This is a genomic window from Streptomyces sp. NPDC031379 (assembly GCF_055569615.1).
In genome coordinates this window covers 356,858-371,302 of record NZ_JBVIIT010000002.1, presented here as the reverse complement: position 1 = coordinate 371,302, position 14,445 = coordinate 356,858, and the positions used below count along the sequence as shown (strand labels likewise).

The following is a 14,445-nucleotide window of genomic DNA, read 5'->3' as shown; positions in this document are numbered from 1 at the left end:
CCACGTCCGCCCTGTGAGCACGTACCGTACGGCCACACAGGTGGGACCAGGTGGGGCAGCGGGAAGGGGCAGCCGGTTTGACCACGCACGCACCGCAGGCGGCGCAGGCCGTCACGCTGCCCACGACACTGGACGAGGCCGTGGCGGCCCTGACCGCCATGCCCGCCGCGGTCCCGGTCGCGGGCGGCACCGATCTGATGGCCGCCGTCAACTCCGGCCAGCTCAGGCCCGCCGCGCTGGTGGGCCTCGGGCGGATCAGCGAGATCCGGGGCTGGCAGTACCAGGACGGTCACGCGCTGCTCGGCGCGGGCCTCACGCACGCGCGGATGGGCCGCCCCGACTTCGCGGCCCTCATCCCGGCGCTCGCCGCCGCCGCGCGCGCGGCGGGCCCGCCGCACATCCGCAACGCCGGCACCCTGGGCGGCAACATCGCCTCGGCCGCCCCCACCGGGGACGCGCTGCCGGTGCTGGCCGCCCTGGAGGCGACACTGATCATCGCGGGCCCGGGCGGAGCCCGCCGGGAGATCCCGGTGTCGCACCTGCTGGCCGGCGTGGAGATGCTGCACGGCGGCGAACTCATCGGCTACGTGCGCGTGCCGCTGCTGCACGCCCCGCAGGTCTTCCTGAAGGCGACCGGCCGCACCGGCCCGGGCCGCGCGCTGGCCTCCGTGGCCCTCGTCCTCGACCCGGCCCGGCGCGGGGTGCGGTGTGCCGTCGGGGCCATAGCGCCGATGCCGCTCAGGCCCCTGGAGGCCGAGGAGTGGGTCGCCGGACTCATCGACTGGGACAACGACCGCGCACTCGTCCCGGAGGCCCTGAACGCCTTCGGCGAGTACGTCGCCGCGGCCTGCATCCCCGATCCGGCACCCGAGCCCGACGGCTCGGTGGCGCCGCTTCCGCCCGCCGTACTGCACCTGCGGCGCACCGTCGCCGCGCTGGCCCGACGAGCACTGGGGAGGGCGCTGTCATGACCGACGACCAGCACGGAGAGGGCACGCCCCAGGGCGGCGGACGCTGGAACCCGCTGCCCCAGGGCGACTACGACGACGGCGCCACCGCCTTCGTCAAGCTCCCCGAGGGCGGCATCGAAGCCCTGCTGTCCGGCGACAGTCCGCTCGCCGCACCCGGTCACGGCTATGTGCCGCCGCAGATAACGGTCGCCCCCGGAACCGGTGACCCCGCGGCCACCGGCACCTGGACGACGCCCGCCGCCGGCGCCCAGTGGCCCGAGCCGAACGCCACGGGCCCGGCGCAGGCCACGGACGCCGACGACCGGTTCACCTACCAGCCCGGCGCCACCCAGCACTGGACCTTCGAGGAGCCCGCGCCCCAGGCCGCCCCCGGGCACGACGTCACCGGCCAGTGGTCCATCCCCGTCGCCGGCGGCGATCTCCCCGACGAATCGGGTGAGTTCACCACGTCCTCCCTGGTCGAGCAGTGGGGCGGCACCCCGCCGGCCACCCTGCCCGGCGGTGCGCCCGCGCCCTGGGCGACGGACGGCGCGGGCCGCTCCTGGGGACAGCCCGCGGACCCGCAGAACCCGGCCGGGCCAGGCGCCCCTCTGCCCGACCACACCGGTGCCCACCCGGCGGACCCGGCCCCGGCAACCGCGCCGGACGAGGCGTACGCCCCGCGGGAGCGGTACGGACACGACCCGGCCGACCACGCCGACGACGGCCGCACCGGCGCTCGCCACGCGGAGGAGGGGCACACCGGCGTTCTCCGGACGGAGGACGGGCACACCGGCGCTCTCCGCACGGAAGGCGGCCACTCCGGTGCCGGGCACGTGGAGGGCGGTCCGGGGAACGCCGGTCACGCCGAGGCCGGTCGGCGCGACACGCCCGGCGACGCGGCCGCGCGCGCCGTGCCCGGCGAGCACCCCGCGCCCGCGCCGCAGTGGACCCCCTCCGGCGCCACGCCGGAGGCCGACGCGCACAGCCCCGCGCAGGCCGCTGAGCGCCCCGCTGACGGCCCGGCGGGCCACGAGGAGCCCACGCGCCCGGCCGCCGCACCGCAGGCCGCCACAGCGGCGGACACGGCCGACGTGCCCGCACCGGACCGCGCCGCCGACGCGGCCGACACGCCCGCCCCCGGCACCTCGGGGACCCCCACCGGCCCGGCCGGACCGGAGCACGCCGCCGACGCGGCCGCGCCGACCGCGGCGGACGGCACACCCGAGGGCGCCGCCGAAGACGCCGCCGAGGACACGCCCGACGGCGCCGCCGAGGACCCGGCCGCCGCGCCGCTCCCGCCGCACGACGACCACCCCCTCGCCTCCTACGTGCTGCGCGTCAACGGCGCCGACCGCCCCGTCACCGACGCCTGGATCGGCGAGTCCCTGCTGTACGTCCTGCGGGAACGGCTCGGCCTCGCGGGCGCCAAGGACGGCTGCTCGCAGGGCGAGTGCGGAGCCTGCAACGTGCAGGTCGACGGGCGTCTGGTGGCCTCCTGCCTGGTCCCGGCGGTCACCGCGGCCGGCAGCGAGGTGCGGACGGTCGAGGGCCTGGCCGTCGACGGACAGCCCTCCGACGTACAGCGCGCGCTCGCCCGGTGCGGTGCCGTGCAGTGCGGTTTCTGCGTGCCCGGCATGGCGATGACCGTGCACGACCTGCTGGAGGGCAACCCGGCGCCGACCGAGCTGGAGACCCGGCAGGCCCTGTGCGGCAACCTGTGCCGCTGCTCCGGCTACCGGGGTGTCGTGGAGGCCGTCAAGGAGGTCGTCGCCGAACGTGAGGCCCCGCAGGCCGGCCCCGGGACGGACGCCGACCAGGCGCGTATCCCGCACCAGGCGGGCCCCGGCTCCGGCGGCGTCAACCCGTCGGCGTTCGAGGCTCCGGGCGCGTTCGACACCCCGCGGACCGCCCCCGGCGGCTACGGCGACCCGCAAGGCGCCTACGGCGAGCCACAGGACCCGTACGGCGACGCACCGGGCGCCTACGGCGACACCCAGGACCCGTACGGCGGCCCGGGACCGCACGACCAGCACTACGGCCAGGACGGAGGCCAGGCGTGAGCAACGAAGCCGGCACCGCGACCACCGCCGCAACGGAACCCGCCCCCGTGGCCGAGCCGTCGCCGCACGGCCTCGGCGCCTCCCTGCCGCACGCCGACGCCCGCGCCAAGACCGAGGGCACCTTCCCGTACGCGGCCGATCTGTGGGCCGAGGGCCTGCTGTGGGCGGCCGTGCTGCGCTCCCCGCACGCGCACGCGCGCATCGTGTCCATCGACACCACACACGCGCGCGAGATGCCCGGAGTACGGGCCGTCGTCACGCACGAGGACGTCCCCGGCACCCCCCGCCACGGCCGGGGCGTCCCCGACCGCCCGGTGTTCGCCTCCGAGGTCGTACGCCACCACGGCGAGCCCATCGCGGCCGTCGCCGCCGACCATCCGGACACCGCGCGGATGGCCGCGGCGGCCGTCATCGTCGAGTACGAGGTGCTCGACCCCGTCACCGACCCCGAGCAGGCCTTCGAGGCCGAGCCGCTGCACCCCGACGGCAACCTGATCCGGCACATCCCGCTGCACCACGGCGACCCGGACGCGGCCGGCGAGATCGTCGTCGAGGGCCTGTACCGCATCGGCCGCCAGGACCCGGCCCCCATCGGCGCCGAGGCCGGTCTCGCCGTGCCCCGCCCCGACGGCGGGGTGGAGCTGTACCTGGCCTCCACCGACCCGCACACCGACCGCAACACCGCCGCCGCCTGCTACGGCCTGTCCCCCGATCAGGTGAAGATCGTCGTCACCGGGGTGCCGGGGGCCACCGCCGACCGCGAGGACCAGGGCTTCCAGCTCCCGCTCGGGCTGCTCGCGCTCAGAACCGGCTGCCCGGTGAAGCTCACGGCCACCCGCGAGGAGTCCTTCCTCGGCCACGCCCACCGCCACCCGACGCTGCTCAGGTACCGCCACCACGCCGACGCCGAGGGCCGGCTGGTCAAGGTCGAGGCGCAGATCCTGCTCGACGCGGGCGCGTACGCCGACACCTCCGCCGAGGCCCTGGCCGCCGCCGTCTCCTTCGCGTGCGGCCCGTACGTCGTCCCGAACGCGTTCATCGAGGGCTGGGCCGTGCGCACCAACAACCCGCCCTCCGGCCATGTGCGGGGCGAGGGCGCCATGCAGGTGTGCGCCGCCTACGAGGCCCAGATGGACAAGCTGGCGAAGAAGCTCGGCCTGGACCCGGCCGAGCTGCGGCTGCGCAACGTCCTCGCGACCGGTGACGTCCTGCCGATCGGCCAGACCGTGACCTGCCCGGCACCGGTCGCCGAACTCCTCCAGGCCGTACGGGACTTCCCGCTGCCCGCCCTGCCCAAGGACACGCCCGAGGAGGAGTGGCTGCTGCCCGGCGGCCCCGAGGGCGCGGGCGAACCGGGCGCGGTGCGCCGGGGCGTCGGCTACGGCCTGGGCATGGTGCACATGCTCGGCGCGGAGGGCGCCGACGAGGTGTCCACGGCGACCGTCAAGGTCCACGACGGCGTCGCGACCGTGCTGTGCGCTGCCGTGGAGACCGGCCAGGGCTTCACCACCCTGGCCCGGCAGATCGTCCAGGAGACCCTCGGCGTCGAGGAGGTCCACGTGGCCCCGGTCGACACCGACCAGCCCCCGGCGGGAGCGGGCTGCCGCGGCCGCCACACCTGGGTGTCGGGCGGCGCGGTGGAGCGCGCGGCGAAGATGGTCCGCACGCAGCTCCTGCAGCCCCTGGCGCACAAGTTCGGCATGTCCACCGAACTCCTCCAGATCACCGACGGCAAGATCACCTCCTACGACGGTGTGCTGTCGACGACCGTCACCGAGGCGCTGGACGGCAAGGAGCTGTGGGCCACGGCCCAGTGCCGGCCGCACCCCACCGAGCCCCTGGACGCCGCCGGCCAGGGCGACGCCTTCGTGGGCCTCGCCTTCTGCGCGATCCGCGCGGTCGTGGACGTCGACATCGAACTGGGCGCGGTCCGGGTGGTGGAGCTGGCCGTCGCCCAGGACGTCGGGCGGGTCCTCAACCCGGCCCAGCTGACGGCCCGGATCGAGGCGGGCGTGACGCAGGGCGTCGGCATCGCCCTCACCGAGAACCTGCGCACCCCGCGCGGCCTGATCCGCCATCCCGACCTGACCGGCTACGCCCTTCCGACCGCCCTCGACGCGCCGGACATCCGGATCGTCCGGCTGGTCGAGGAACGGGACGTCGTGGCCCCCTTCGGCGCCAAGTCGGTCAGCGCGGTCCCGGTGGTCACGGCACCCGCGGCGATCGCCTCCGCCGTCCGCGCGGCCACCGGCCGCCCGGTCAACCGCCTCCCGATCCGCCCGCAGGCGGCGGTGGTGACCGACCGGTGAGCACCCCGCCCGACGAGCCGCCGCCCGCCGTCGGGAAGTTGTTCCTGTGGATCGTGCTGTTCGTGGTGGCGGCGCTGGCCGTGGTGCCGGGCGGCATCTACTTCACGTGAGCCACCGGGTGGTGCCGCGGGCGCGGAACGGGCCCGCGTCGCCCGGCGTCCTTCCTCGTGAGGGCCGTTGTCAGTGGGGCGGCGTAGTGTGCGCAGCAGTGGGCGCACCCACCCGAGGGCTGCGCACGACGGCGTACTCGCACAGGCACGCACGGGGAAGACTCGCGGGGGAGCGATGAGCACGACCGACGCCGGGACCACGGCGATCACGCTGACCGAGGCGGAGCTGGACCGCTACGTCACGCACGCGCCGACGCGCGGCCTGCTCACGGGCCCCGGACTGCCCGCCCGCACCGACGTGCTGACCTTCTCGCCGCTGCGCACGCACGGGCTGCGCACGCTCGCCGACGCCGCGGCCGGCCCCCTCCACCTGGCGGAGGAGCTGCGCGGTCGCCTGGTGATAGGCGAACTCCTCAACCCGGCGGGCATGGAACGCGAGTCGATCCTGCTCGACGGCGCCACCGGCGAGATCACCACGGCCTACCTCTTCGAGCCGTCCGCCCCGCGCCCCTTCGCGCCCTCCCTGGACACGCTCCTGCGGTTCGCCGCCGCCACCGAGGAACTGGCGGGCCTGCGCGGCCGTTTCGCCTCCCTGGCCGGCCGGTACGGCCCCGGGACGGTGGCCGATGCCTCGCGCCTGCTCCTCGGGCTCTTCGCGGAGGGCACGGACGGCAGGGTCCCGCCGTACTGGAAGGCGGCCGCGCTGATCCGCCCGCTCGCCCTCGTCGCCGGCCCGGGCACGGCGTCGGGCCTCACCCTGGACGTCCCCGCGCGCGTCCTGGACCAGGAGTTCGGCCACGGCCGGGTGGCCCGCTTCGAGGAGGTCGACTTCCCCGCCACGCTCACCCACGAGCCGACCCGCCGCTTCCTGCGCGAGACGGGGCTGCCGGAGGAGGCGGTCCTCTTCCACGCCGACACGGACGTGCCCCTGCCGACCCTGCGCGAGTACGTCACCGACGAGCGCGCCGGCGACCACCTCCTGGACGACCTCCCGGCCCACTGCGACCACCTGATCCGCCTCGGCCGCCTGATCGAGGAGAACAGCCTGGTGATCGACGGCAGAACGGGCGCGGTCCTGACCTTCAACGAACGGGAGGCGACGCTCCACCCCCTCAACACCGACGTCTCCACCCTCGCCTTCACGCTCTGGTTCCTGCACCACGAACGCACCATCGACGAGCACCTGGGCCACGAACTCACGACGGACGCCTACGACCAGCTGGCCGCGGCCATGCTCCACACCCTGGCCACCCTCGACCCCACGGCCACCCTCCCCGACACGACGTGGCACTACTGGACAGACGTCTTCCGGGACGAGGCGGGCGGGGTGCTCTAGGCGCGGCACCCGGTGCCTCACCCGGTCAGGGACCACCGCAGGGTGGGGGAGTCGTCGGTGCTGTAGACGGCCTTGGCGGGCCGCTCGTCGCCGGGCACGGGGAAGACGATGTTCCCCCGTGAGCACTCGCCCGCGGGCACGGCCGCGTCCTCGACGTACTCGGGCTTCGGGAAGTCGTCGTAGGTGGTGCTGCTCGGCTCGATGCGGGCGCCGTCCTCGTAGGCCAGCGTCCACGGCTGGGACGAGGTGGTGAACTCGCCCTCGGTCGCGCAGACCTTCACCTCGAGAGCGGCCCACACATAGCCCTTGGTGCTGATCTCCTCGGCGGCGCTGACCTGCGCGGGGACAGGCTGCCGGTAGGACAGGACCGTCGCGGTGCCGGCCATCGGGTCGTACTCCTCGTCGCCCGCGAAACGGAACTTCTGCACCGTGCGCAGGGGTACGGTCCCCGGCGTCCCGTCGGCCGCCGGCGGCGTGGCCTCGTCCGGTGCCGCGCTGCTCCCGGAGGTCACCGTCTCGGTGACCGTCACCCGGACCTTGCCCGGCTCGCCGCCGCTGCCGCAGCCGACGAGGGTTATGGCAAGTACGGCGGTGGCCGCTGCGGTGATGGCGCCGGCGCGCATGTTCCCCCCAAGATCGTTGTTCATTCAAGGAACATCATCCGGCATGCGGCGGTCCGGTGAAGACTGTGGGGTATCGGTGAGCGAGCGGGGCGCGCGGGTGCGGCGACGCAAGGGGCTAGGGCTCTTCCCTCTCCAGGACGTATGTGCTGCGTGAGTCCGGGTCGCCGAAAAAGAAGTAGAGCTTGAGCGCTTCCTTGTCGTCGCGCTCCAGCTCGAAGGTCCAGGTGTAGGTCCTGGGCGGCCGGGGGCGGTCCGTCGGCGGGTCGAGCGGCTCGTCCGGCTCCGGCGCACGCGCCGCCACCGCGGTGCGTGAGGTGAGGGTCAGCTGGACATGCCGGCCATCGTTCCACCCGGTCCGCCGGTCGGTGAGCTTCCAGGTTCCGCTGCCCGACAGACGCCACCTGTCATCGAAGTCCCATTCCTGTCCGTCCAGGAGACGGATGTCGGCCTTTCCGTCGGGCCGGAAAACGACGCTCGTCCGGTCGTAGCCGAGCCATGACCCCGGCACTTCCGCCCGCTTCGCGTCATGCAGCGCGGGCACCTCGTCGTACATGTGCGGATTGCATCCCGCGAGCGCGAGCAAGCAGACGACGAACCCGGCATACCGCCCTCCGGCTAGGCCGGATGTGTAGATCGGCACGGCTGTCCCCTCCCCAGAAGAAGCAGCGTCGAAGGCGACCGGGATGCAACCGCTCGGCGAACACGACCCCGTCATGCCGGCAGCCTTTTCGAACACGTTCAAATCTTACGCCGTGTCGTCTGGTCGCGGGCGGCAGGGCAGCGGCGATGTACGGCGATCGGCGCGACCCGGTGGCGTCCTGGCCTGGGCCGGGACGCCACCGGCGCCGCCGTCGCGACGGTGCCTTCGCGGGAATCAGCCGGAGCAACCCGTCACGATGACCGGACTGCCCGCACAGTTGGTGGGGATGTTGTTCTTGATGGTCGGCCGGACGACCGTGAACTGGGTGAGGGTGAACACGCCGCCGGGAGCCACCGTGGAGGCGTTGTCCTGAACCGTGCTGTGATCGAGCGTGACGTTCCCGCCGTTGTTGTAGATGCCGCCGCCTTGCGACGTGCCGGAACCGTTGGCGCTGTTGCGCTTCACGGTGCTGTGCTCGAGTACGAGGTCACCCAGGGTCGCGTTGTAGATGCCGCCGCCCCGGCCGTCCACGCCGCCGATGACGTTGCCGCTGACCTCGGTGGACGTGAGCTTCAGTGCGGCGCCGTTGAAGATGCCTCCGCCCCTGGTGCCCGCGCTGGAGTTGTTGACGATCTTGCTGTCGACGAACTCGATCTGGCCGTCGTCGATGTCGACGCCTCCCCCGTCGGAGTCGGCGGTGTTGTTGTTGACGGTGGTCTGCTTGAACACGGAGTCACCGAAGTCGTGATCGATCGCCCCGCCGAACCGCCTCGCGTGGTTGCGCGTGAACTGGGTGCCGTCGGCACGCACCGTGCCGTCGGCCTGAAGACCTCCGCCGGAGTCCGCGTTGTTGAACTTGAACCAGCCGCGCGTGATGACGCCCGTGGCACCCTGCAGGACGGCCACGCCGCCGCCTCGGACCGCCGCGGTGTTGTCGAGAACCGTGACGTCCTTGAGGTTCAGCTTGCCCCCGCTCTCGACCAGAACGCCCCCTCCGTCCCCCGGGGAATTGCCACCCCGGACCGTGACGTCGTCGAGGCGGAGATCACCGCCGGAGGCGACGTGGAAGATCCGGAACGCGCCGGCTGCCACCGAATCGCGGACGATGGTGGCGCCGTGGCCGTGGATGGTGAGTCGCTTCTGGATGACCGGCAGTCCATCGGCGCCCGCGTAGGGGGCGGTCAGGTGGTAGGTGCAGTGTCGGGCGAGGTTCAGCGTGTCCCCCGCCGTCGCGTCGGCGATCGCATGGGTCAGCGCGGAAGCGCTGCAACCCACCGTGGCCTGTGGCGCGGCAACGGCCGGTGCGGCGGGCAAGCCGGTGACGGCCGTGGCCGCGATGGCAGCCGCGACGCCGTACAGAGTGCGTCTCATGACTCTCCTTCGGATGCCGGGCCGCCCGCTGGGGCCAGGGGCGGCACCGTCATGTTTCGGACACAGGGAGCAAACTCGTAGTTCGCACCCCCGAAGGCGCGCCGCGAGCGCATGTCACTCGGCCACGATGCAAGGTTCGGCCGTACAGGCGATCCACTGTCCCCACGCGACCGAACAAGCACTCGCAACGGCGTTCGGCCTGGCGGGAGCCCTGCCCACCGACAGGAGATGCGGGCAGCGCGCTGGCCGCCTGTGAGGCGCTGCCGAGAGAAAGAATGATGCAGGGGCGGCAGATGACACCAGAGCATACTGCTCATATCTTTTCCTCCGCGGGCGTACTTAATGCGGCGTACGCGTGAAGATTTTCTGCACTCCCTTTCGATGATTCTTGCGTACGGGTACCGGTGCCCTCTGTCATCAGAGTGAAGATTTATGCCTGATGGGTGGCTCGGGTGCTCGATGTTCATGCTCGGAACCCGAATGCATCCTTGCTGTACCGGCGGATGCGGCAGTACGGTGCTCGCGACGAAGGGGGTAGGATGTCGCACTTACGCAATCCCAGCTTCGAGGACGCGGAAATCGACCCATGGGCTCGGGAGAACATCGCGAACGCGGTGACCTATGCGATTCACAAAAGCGATGATGTGGTCCCCAAGTCGGGTGAAAACTACCTGGCTGTGCGCACGACGCAGGGGGGTGGATCGATCCGGCAGGATTTTCAGATCCAGAACGTGCGTAGCATCACTGCGATCGCCTGGATTCGTGCCCGCACCGGTGTCGTGAATGGCACTTTGGCATTGTGGCAGTGGGAGCCGGTGCGGAATATATCGGTACGGTTCTCCGTGGGTACCCAGTGGACGCTCGTCACCTCTGCTGTCGAATTGACGAGTTCTGCGCGAACAGTCAGGGTCGAGTTCTACCTGGATACAACCGGTATCGACCTCTGTGTGGATAGCGTGAACGTTTTCTGAGCGACGGCATGACTCAGAGTTGAGCTTGCGCTATAGGGCGGCCCCCTCGGAGGGGGCCGCCCTATGCATTGCCCGGTCAGGCAGACAGAGGCCGTGGCGGGAATCGAACCCACGTAACTCGCTTTGCAGGCGAGCCCCTAAACCACTCGGGCACACGGCCGTGTTCGTGGACATGACCGTAGGCGGAGGACGGAAGGGGGTTCAAGGGGATCGGCGGCGGCGCAACGCGACTGCCATACGGCGTTCATGAAACGGGGCGGGGCGTACGACCAAGGTCGTAAGGGCGGTGGGGCTCCGGACAGGGGTCAAAGTCGGTTGCGGACCTTACGCTGGCGACCATGAGTGCCCTTGAATCCCGTGACGCCGCTGTCGTGGACCACGCCGTCGAGCAGGACGGCGGTGTGCTGAGCCGGTCGCACCGGGCGCTCAGCGTCGGCATCGTGTCCGTCGTGCTGCTGATCGCCTTCGAGGCGACCGCCGTCGGGACGGCCATGCCGGTGGCGGCCCGGGAACTGGACGGCGTCGCGTCGTACGCCTTCGCCTTCTCCGGGTACTTCACGACCAGCCTCTTCGGGATGGTCCTCGCCGGTCAGTGGTCCGACCGGCGCGGCCCCCTGGGCGCGCTGACCACGGGCATCGGCGCCTTCGCCGCGGGACTGGTCGTCGCCGGGACCGCGCAGGCGATGTGGGTGTTCGTCCTCGGGCGGGCCGTACAGGGCCTCGGCGGCGGGCTGGTCATCGTCGCCCTGTACGTCGTCGTCGGCCGCGCCTATCCGGAACGGCTGCGGCCCGCGATCATGGCCGCCTTCGCGGCCGGCTGGGTCGTACCCTCCATCGTCGGCCCCCTCGCCGCAGGCGCCGTCACCGAGCACCTCGGCTGGCGCTGGGTCTTCCTCGGCATCCCGGCCCTCGTCGTGTTCCCCCTCGCCCTCGCCCTGCCGCAGATACGCCGGCGGGCGTCCGGGCCGGTCGACGCGGACGCGGGCGCCGCCTCCTTCGACCCCCGGCGCATCCGGCTCGCCCTCGGCATCTCCCTCGGCGCCGGACTCCTCCAGTACGCCGCCCAGGACCTGCGGCCCCTCTCCCTGCTCCCCGGTGCGGCCGGCGCCGCCCTGCTCGTGCCCGCCGTCCTCGGCCTCCTCCCGCGCGGCACCTACCGCGCGGCCCGCGGACTGCCCTCCGTCGTGCTGCTGCGCGGGCTGTCCGCCGGTTCCTTCGTCGCCGCCGAGTCCTTCGTCCCGCTGATGCTGGTCACCCAGCGCGGTCTGTCGCCCACGCTCGCCGGGTTCTCGCTGGCGGCGGGCGGCGGCACCTGGGCGCTGGGCTCCTGGGTGCAGTCCCGGCCGCGCGTGACGCCGTACCGGGAGCGGCTGATGACCGCCGGGATGGTGCTGGTCGCCGCCGCGATCGTGGCGGCGCCGAGCGTGCTGCTGCACTCCGTGCCCGTCTGGATCGTCGCCGTCGCCTGGGGCTTCGGCTGCTTCGGCATGGGCCTGGTGATCTCTTCCACCAGCGTGCTCCTGCTCCGGCTGTCCGCCCCGGAGGAGGCCGGCACCAACTCCGCCGCGCTCCAGATCTCCGACGCCCTCTCCAACGTCGTCCTCCTGGCGGCGACCGGGGCGGCCTTCGCGGCCCTGGGCGGCGGCAGCACGGCGGCCACCACGGACACGACGGGCGGCGGCGGCCACCCCGCCGCCTTCGCGGCCGTCTTCCTGCCGATGGCGGGGGTGGCCCTGGCGGGGGCCTGGGTGACGCGCCGGCTGCACGAGCGGTGAGCAGGAGAGTGGGCGACGGCGGTGAGCCGGACAGGGCGACGGCGGTGAGTCGGAGGGCGGGCGACGCCGGTGAGTCGGAGAGCGGGCCAAGGCGGTGAGCCGGACGGCGGGCCAAGGCGGTGAGCCGGGGAGGCGGGTGAGAGTGGTCGGCCGGTCCGCCGGCGGCGGCGCGCGGGCCGGGGCGCGGGACGTGACCGGGCGCGGGGCCGAGTGGCGCGGGGGCCGGGTGGCGGGGGTGATCACGGGGCGGATGCGGCGGTTGTGACGTGGGTCCCACCCAGGGCCGACCCGGCCTCGTCCGGGCGTCGACGCCGGGGCGGCGCCGGTAGGGTGGCCCGGTTGTCATACGTAGCCGCCCGACCCTGCACGGAGACCGTGACTACCACCGCCGCTTCCTCCGCACACTCGCACCACCTCTCGCCCGCCTTCCCGGGACGGGCCCCCTGGGGTACCGCCAGCAAGCTGCGTGCCTGGCAGCAGGGGGCGATGGAGAAGTACATCCAGGAGCAGCCGCGTGACTTCCTCGCCGTCGCCACGCCCGGCGCCGGCAAGACGACCTTCGCCCTGACGCTGGCCTCCTGGCTGCTGCACCACCACGTCGTGCAGCAGGTGACCGTGGTCGCGCCGACCGAGCACCTGAAGAAGCAGTGGGCGGAGGCGGCCGCGCGCGTAGGGATCAAGCTCGACCCGGAGTACAGCGCGGGCCCGCTCGGCAAGGAGTACGACGGGGTCGCGGTCACGTACGCCGGTGTCGGCGTACGCCCGATGCTGCACCGCAACCGGGTCGAGCAGCGCAAGACGCTGGTGATCCTGGACGAGATCCACCACGCCGGTGACTCCAAGTCCTGGGGCGAGGCGTGCCTGGAGGCGTTCGAGCCCGCCACCCGACGGCTCGCGCTGACCGGTACGCCGTTCCGGTCGGACACCAACCCCATCCCCTTCGTGACGTACGAGGAGGGGCAGGACGGGATCCGGCGGTCCGCCGCCGACTACACCTACGGCTACGGCAACGCCCTCGCCGACCACGTCGTGCGTCCCGTCATATTCCTCTCCTACAGCGGCAACATGCGCTGGCGCACGAAGGCCGGTGACGAGATCGCCGCCCGGCTCGGCGAGCCGATGACCAAGGACGCGGTCAGCCAGGCCTGGCGTACCGCGCTCGACCCGCGCGGTGAGTGGATGCCGAGCGTGCTGCGCGCCGCCGACCAGCGGCTCACCGAGGTCAGGAAGGCCATCCCGGACGCGGGCGCCCTCGTCATCGCCTCCGACCAGGACTCCGCCCGCGCCTACGCCAAGCTGATCCGTGAGATCACGGGCACGAAGGCGACCCTCGTGCTGTCCGACGACGCCGGCGCCTCGAAGCGGATCGACGACTTCAGCGGCAACAACGACCGGTGGATGGTCGCGGTCCGGATGGTGTCCGAGGGTGTCGACGTGCCGCGGCTCGCGGTGGGGGTCTACGCGACGACCATCTCGACGCCGCTGTTCTTCGCGCAGGCCGTCGGGCGTTTCGTGCGGTCCCGGCGGCGCGGCGAGACCGCGTCGGTGTTCCTGCCGACCGTGCCCGACCTGCTGACCTTCGCCAACGAGATGGAGAAGGAGCGGGACCACGCCCTCGACAAGCCGAAGAAGGAGGGCGAGGAGGACCCGTACGCCGAATCCGAGAAGGAGATGGAGGAGGCGAACAAGCAGCAGGACGAGGACACCGGCGAGCAGGACATGCTGCCCTTCGAGGCGCTGGAGTCCGACGCCGTCTTCGACCGGGTGCTGTACGACGGGGCCGAGTTCGGCATGCAGGCGCACCCGGGGAGCGAGGAGGAGCAGGACTACCTCGGGATTCCGGGGCTGCTGGAGCCGGAGCAGGTGCAGCTGCTGCTGCAGAAGCGGCAGGCCCGGCAGATCGCGCACAGCAGGAAGAAGCCGGACAGCGAGGCGGACCTGCTGGAGCTGCCGGCCGAGCGGCGGCCCGTCGTCTCGCACAAGGAGATGATGGAGCTGCGCAAGCAGCTCAACACCATGGTCAGCGCGTATGTGCACCAGAGCGGCAAGCCGCACGGGGTCATCCACACCGAGCTGCGGCGGGTGTGCGGGGGCCCGCCGAGTGCGGAGGCCACGGCGGGGCAGCTGCGGCAGCGGATCGCCAAGGTGCAGGAGTGGGCCACGCGGATGAGGTGACTCTCCCACCCGGTCGGCGGGCCCCTCGGGGCTTCGCTCCGGGGCCCGGAGGGCGCGCGTATCCGGACGAATGCAGGCAGGCCGGATCTGGGCTTGCCCGGATTCTGGACGAAGGCTTCCGC

The 14,445-nt window shown here is 72.8% G+C and carries 10 protein-coding genes and 1 tRNA gene; 7 read left to right on the top strand and 4 right to left on the bottom strand.

The genetic code is table 11. From position 1 onward, the window contains the following. The first annotated feature begins 77 nt into the window (after nucleotides 1–77). The 4 genes from ACZ5CW_RS04510 to ACZ5CW_RS04495 all read left to right on the top strand — a co-directional run bounded on the left by ACZ5CW_RS04510 (nucleotide 78) and on the right by ACZ5CW_RS04495 (nucleotide 6,768). The gene (locus tag ACZ5CW_RS04510; RefSeq protein WP_468598268.1) at nucleotides 78–971 is read left to right on the top strand and encodes an FAD binding domain-containing protein; all 894 of its coding nucleotides are present in this window, start codon (nucleotides 78–80) and stop codon (nucleotides 969–971) included. Continuing rightward, entirely contained in the window at nucleotides 968–3,013 is a 2,046-nt protein-coding gene (locus tag ACZ5CW_RS04505) for a (2Fe-2S)-binding protein (RefSeq protein ID WP_468598267.1), read from the top strand. The genes ACZ5CW_RS04510 and ACZ5CW_RS04505 overlap by 4 nt, the downstream gene beginning before the upstream one ends. Then, entirely contained in the window at nucleotides 3,010–5,322 is a 2,313-nt protein-coding gene (locus tag ACZ5CW_RS04500; RefSeq protein ID WP_468598266.1) for a xanthine dehydrogenase family protein molybdopterin-binding subunit, read from the top strand. Before ACZ5CW_RS04505 ends, ACZ5CW_RS04500 begins: the two co-directional genes overlap by 4 nt. Nucleotides 5,323–5,607: 285 nt before the next feature. Further along, nucleotides 5,608–6,768 carry an SUKH-4 family immunity protein gene (locus ACZ5CW_RS04495; RefSeq protein WP_468598265.1) on the top strand — a complete coding sequence of 387 codons (1,161 nt, stop codon included), beginning with the start codon at nucleotides 5,608–5,610 and terminating at the stop codon, nucleotides 6,766–6,768. 17 nt (nucleotides 6,769–6,785) lie between these two features. Here the strand turns inward: ACZ5CW_RS04495 and ACZ5CW_RS04490 are convergent, their stop codons facing one another. The 3 genes from ACZ5CW_RS04490 to ACZ5CW_RS04480 form a co-directional block, all read right to left on the bottom strand. Continuing rightward, the gene (locus ACZ5CW_RS04490; RefSeq protein ID WP_468598263.1) at nucleotides 6,786–7,415 is read right to left on the bottom strand and encodes a hypothetical protein; all 630 of its coding nucleotides are present in this window, start codon (nucleotides 7,413–7,415) and stop codon (nucleotides 6,786–6,788) included. Between the two features lie 91 nt (nucleotides 7,416–7,506). Further along, a complete protein-coding gene (locus ACZ5CW_RS04485; protein WP_468598261.1) occupies nucleotides 7,507–8,127 on the bottom strand; it encodes a hypothetical protein in 621 nt (206 codons plus the stop codon). A gap of 138 nt (nucleotides 8,128–8,265) precedes the next feature. Continuing rightward, on the bottom strand, nucleotides 8,266–9,402 hold the full coding sequence (locus ACZ5CW_RS04480; protein WP_468598259.1) for a hypothetical protein: 1,137 nt from the start codon (nucleotides 9,400–9,402) through the stop codon (nucleotides 8,266–8,268). A gap of 539 nt (nucleotides 9,403–9,941) precedes the next feature. On the opposite strand from ACZ5CW_RS04480, the gene ACZ5CW_RS04475 reads away from it, so the two are divergent. After that, nucleotides 9,942–10,373 carry a hypothetical protein gene (locus tag ACZ5CW_RS04475; protein WP_468598257.1) on the top strand — a complete coding sequence of 144 codons (432 nt, stop codon included), beginning with the start codon at nucleotides 9,942–9,944 and terminating at the stop codon, nucleotides 10,371–10,373. An 88-nt stretch (nucleotides 10,374–10,461) separates the two neighbouring features. Here the strand turns inward: ACZ5CW_RS04475 and ACZ5CW_RS04470 are convergent. Beyond that, nucleotides 10,462–10,533, bottom strand: a tRNA-Cys gene (locus ACZ5CW_RS04470). Nucleotides 10,534–10,711: 178 nt separating this feature from the next. Between ACZ5CW_RS04470 and ACZ5CW_RS04465 the strand changes: the two genes are divergently transcribed. Both ACZ5CW_RS04465 and ACZ5CW_RS04460 read left to right on the top strand, forming a co-directional pair. Then, nucleotides 10,712–12,148 carry an MFS transporter gene (locus ACZ5CW_RS04465; RefSeq protein ID WP_468598255.1) on the top strand — a complete coding sequence of 479 codons (1,437 nt, stop codon included), beginning with the start codon at nucleotides 10,712–10,714 and terminating at the stop codon, nucleotides 12,146–12,148. A gap of 375 nt (nucleotides 12,149–12,523) precedes the next feature. After that, a complete protein-coding gene (locus ACZ5CW_RS04460) occupies nucleotides 12,524–14,323 on the top strand; it encodes a DEAD/DEAH box helicase (RefSeq protein ID WP_468598254.1) in 1,800 nt (599 codons plus the stop codon). The last annotated feature ends 122 nt before the right edge of the window (nucleotides 14,324–14,445 follow it).